The organism is Accumulibacter sp. (assembly GCF_023806625.1).
In the GTDB taxonomy this organism is placed as follows: domain Bacteria; phylum Pseudomonadota; class Gammaproteobacteria; order Burkholderiales; family Rhodocyclaceae; genus Accumulibacter.
The window spans coordinates 1-3,251 of the sequence record NZ_JAMTDX010000097.1 but is presented as its reverse complement, the minus strand read 5'-3'; the positions used below and the strand labels follow the sequence as shown (position 1 = coordinate 3,251).

The following is a 3,251-nucleotide window of genomic DNA, read 5'->3' as shown; positions in this document are numbered from 1 at the left end:
GCTTGCAGCCAATTCGGTCGACGCGGCGAAGATCGTCGACGGCAGCATCGGCACCGCCGAACTCGCGGCCGGCGCGGTGACCAGCGACCGGATCGCCGACCAGGCGGTCACCGGCGGCAAGCTGGCCAGCGACCTGGCGATTCCGGGGCGCGTCGGCGTCGGTGTCGCGCCCGCCTTCCGGCTCGACGTCGGCGGCAGGATGCGCGTCCGCCAGACGGCCTCCGGCCAGGAGACGGCCGGTGTCTGGCTGTCGGGTTACTACGGGCGCGAGTTCGACGCCGCTTTCGTCGGCATGCAGACCCAGAATGCTGTCGGCATCTGGGGAAACCCGGTCAGCGGGTCGCCAGCCGCCGGATGGCGACTGACGCTGACGCTCGACCAGGGCGCCCTGACGGTCACCGGTAACGCGTTCAAGCCCGGCGGCGGCGCCTGGGGAACGCTCTCCGACGTTCGCCTCAAGCAGGAAATCGCTCCGCTCTCGGACGCCGTAGAGCGCCTGCTCAAGCTCAAGCCGATCTCCTTCGAATGGAAGGAACCCGAGAAGCAGGGCAACCTCAACGGGCTGCAGATGGGCTTTCTTGCCCAGGACGTCGAGGCCATATTCCCCGAATGGGTCGGCGTCGACCCGCAGGGCTTCAAGACGCTGACCATCCGCGGCTTCGAGGCGCTGGCCGTCGAGGCGCTCAAGCAGCTCAAGGCGGAGAACGACGGCCTCCGGGAAATGCTCGGCAGGATGCAGCAGCGGATCGACGCGCTCGAGCGCCGGCGCAGCGACCCGCCGGGCAAGGCGGGAACGGCCGCGTCGCGCCGGTGAGCGGAAGCGCCGGCCGGACAACGTCGACGCCGGGGCAGCCGCCGACCCGGTCTCCACTCCGCGAAGGCCAGCAGGAGGTCGCGCACTACGACTACACCGACGAGGACGGGCGTCTGCTCTTCCAGGTCGTCCGCTACCAGCCGAAAGCCTTCCGGGCGCGTTGCCCCGACGGAAAGGGGGGATGGCTCGGCAGCCTCAGAGGCGTGCGCAGGGTCCTCTACCGGCTGCCGCAGGTGCTCGCCGCCGGGAGCGTTCTCGTCGTCGAAGGCGAGAAGGACGTCGACAACGCCCGGCGTCTGCTGCCCGACGGCTTCACCGCGACCTGCAATCCCTTCGGCGCCGGCAAGTGGCGCAGCGAATACACGAAGGCGCTCGCCGGCAGGACCGTCTACCTCTGTCCCGACAACGACCTCGCCGGACGCGACCATCTGCTCATCGTCGGCCTCGCGCTGCGCGGCGCAGCGCGCGAGGTGCTCGTCGTTCGTCTGCCAAAGTCGCTCAAGGATCTCAGCGAGTGGATCGACCTCGGCGGCGATCGTGCCGCACTCGCCCGGCTGCTGCACGATGCCGAGCCATTCGTGGTCCCGTCGATTCCCGGGACGATCGCGCCACGCCCGGAGGTTCCCGCCGCAGCCGAGGGCGAAGTCACGGCCGTATACGCCTACACCGACGCCCGTGGCGGTCTGCTCTTCGAAGTCCTGCGCTACCGGCCGAAGGCGTTCCGTACGCGGCGTCCGGACGGGCAGGGCGGCTGGATCTGGGGCCCGGCCGGCTGCCTGCCGGTGCTCTACCGCCTGCCGCGAGTGCTCGTTGCCGACACGGTCCTCGTCGTCGAGGGCGAGAAGGACGTCGACACCGCTGAACGCCTCGGGCTGCCCGGCGACTGGGCGGCGACCTGCAGCCCGTTCGGCGTCTGTCACTGGCTGCCGCGCCATTCGGACATGGTCGGTGGCAAGCGGGTGTTGATCTGTCCGGACAACGACGCCCCGGGGCAGGACCACCTGCTCCAGGTTGGCCTGTCGCTGATCGGCCGGGCGCGCGAGATCCGCGTCGTCGCGCTGCCGCGGAGCGTCAAGGACCTCAGCGAATGGGTCGAGGCCGGCGGCGACGGCGAAGGCTTCGCCGAGCTGTTGCGCACCGCCGCTCCGTTCGCCTATCCGCGCGACCAGCGCGAGCTGATGCGCGACATCGCTCCGCTGGCCGGCGCGCTCGAACGGATCCTTGAGCTGAGCACTGCGCTTGCGCCGGCTGCCGGCGCGAACGAGGAGGGCGGCTCAGCGGCCCCGCCGCTGGCTACGGCCGGTCCGCCGCTCGACTTCGCGGTCCGGAAGCTCGCCCGGGTCTTCCCGGGCTGGCTGGCCATCGGTCCCGACGGCAGTCCGGCCGTCTGCGTACGCGGCTTCGAGGCGCTTGCCACCGCCGCGCTCCAGGAACTCGCCGGCGAGATCCGGGCGACCGACGAGCAGGCCGCGCAGTTGGCCGGACGGATCGACCGGCTGGCTGGGCGGGACGCGCCGCTCGGCCTGCGGCAGCTGCCGCGCCAGCCGCGCTGAGCCACCCGCACCGCCTTGGCGACGGCCATACCCCTTGTCCATGGTTCACCCGCCTGACCGACGACTTCTTGAATCCCAGCCCATAGGCCTGTTTCGGTATCTTCATTCTTCTGCCTTCCAAGGTAACGTCATCTTACCTCGCTCCTGGAAGACGAAATTCCGCGGGAACCTCAGCTTGCACGAGCCCCCGCGCAGAACACAATGCGCCGTCTTCGCGGAGCGTGGGCAGCAAAACCCGCTCGGCCAACGCACCGCTTCCAGCTCTGCCGCGCACTGCGCCTCGCCGCCAAAGCGCTGGAAAGAACTGGGCATCCACCAGCCCGGCTGCAACCGGATGGGATGTCAGTACCTGAAGCTCGGGCAGGTAGCCGTTGCGCACGACCGCCCGCCGGCCGCCCAGCATCTTGAGCTTTCGATACTCGCCGAACCGCTCCTGCACCTCGACCTCGATCGCCTTCTCGATCAATTCTTGCGCTCCACGCCCGATCCGCTCCTCCAGCGTCAGTGGCATTGCCGATTGCTCGGCGCTTCCCTTCTTCGCATCCTTCCTCGTGGCGTGTCCTCACCGTTGCTGAAAATCGATCTCCACAAACCATTCTCCGCAGACGCACGCCGTCTCTTCAACCCCTGACCCTCGGCCCCGGGGTCATACACCAGTTTCGACTCCGGCCCGCGTCCACGACGACGTTCCGATCGGGGCTGAGCGTCGCGTCGGCCGGAGGCATGCCGCTGCGGAGCGCGTCAGGACCGCGCCGCGGCGCGCTTTCGCGCCGCCGGGGCGGGATGTAGAATGCCCGCAATGTCCAGCCTCGAAGGAGAAGACATGGTCCGACTTGATTAGCCACAATGTTCAGCAAGCTCACGTGGCGAGCCTGCCGGGGTGA

At 69.3% G+C, this 3,251-nt stretch carries 2 protein-coding genes and 2 pseudogenes; 2 read left to right on the top strand and 2 right to left on the bottom strand.

Going from position 1 to position 3,251, the window contains the following annotated elements; translation table 11 throughout:
- Positions 1 to 814 (top strand): tail fiber domain-containing protein (locus tag NFW05_RS15315; protein ID WP_295308812.1); only part of this gene is annotated, 814 nt, incomplete at its 5' end.
- A complete protein-coding gene (locus tag NFW05_RS15310) occupies positions 811 to 2,367 on the top strand; it encodes a hypothetical protein (protein ID WP_295308809.1) in 1,557 nt (518 codons plus the stop codon). The genes NFW05_RS15315 and NFW05_RS15310, both read left to right, overlap by 4 nt.
- Before the next feature lie 189 nt (positions 2,368 to 2,556).
- Here NFW05_RS15310 and NFW05_RS15305 read toward each other — a convergent pair.
- Positions 2,557 to 2,679 (bottom strand): annotated as a pseudogene (locus tag NFW05_RS15305) (transposase); the annotation flags it as partial.
- 28 nt (positions 2,680 to 2,707) lie between these two features.
- Positions 2,708 to 2,878 (bottom strand): annotated as a pseudogene (locus NFW05_RS15300) (IS256 family transposase); the annotation flags it as partial.
- Between the last annotated feature and the right edge of the window lie 373 nt (positions 2,879 to 3,251).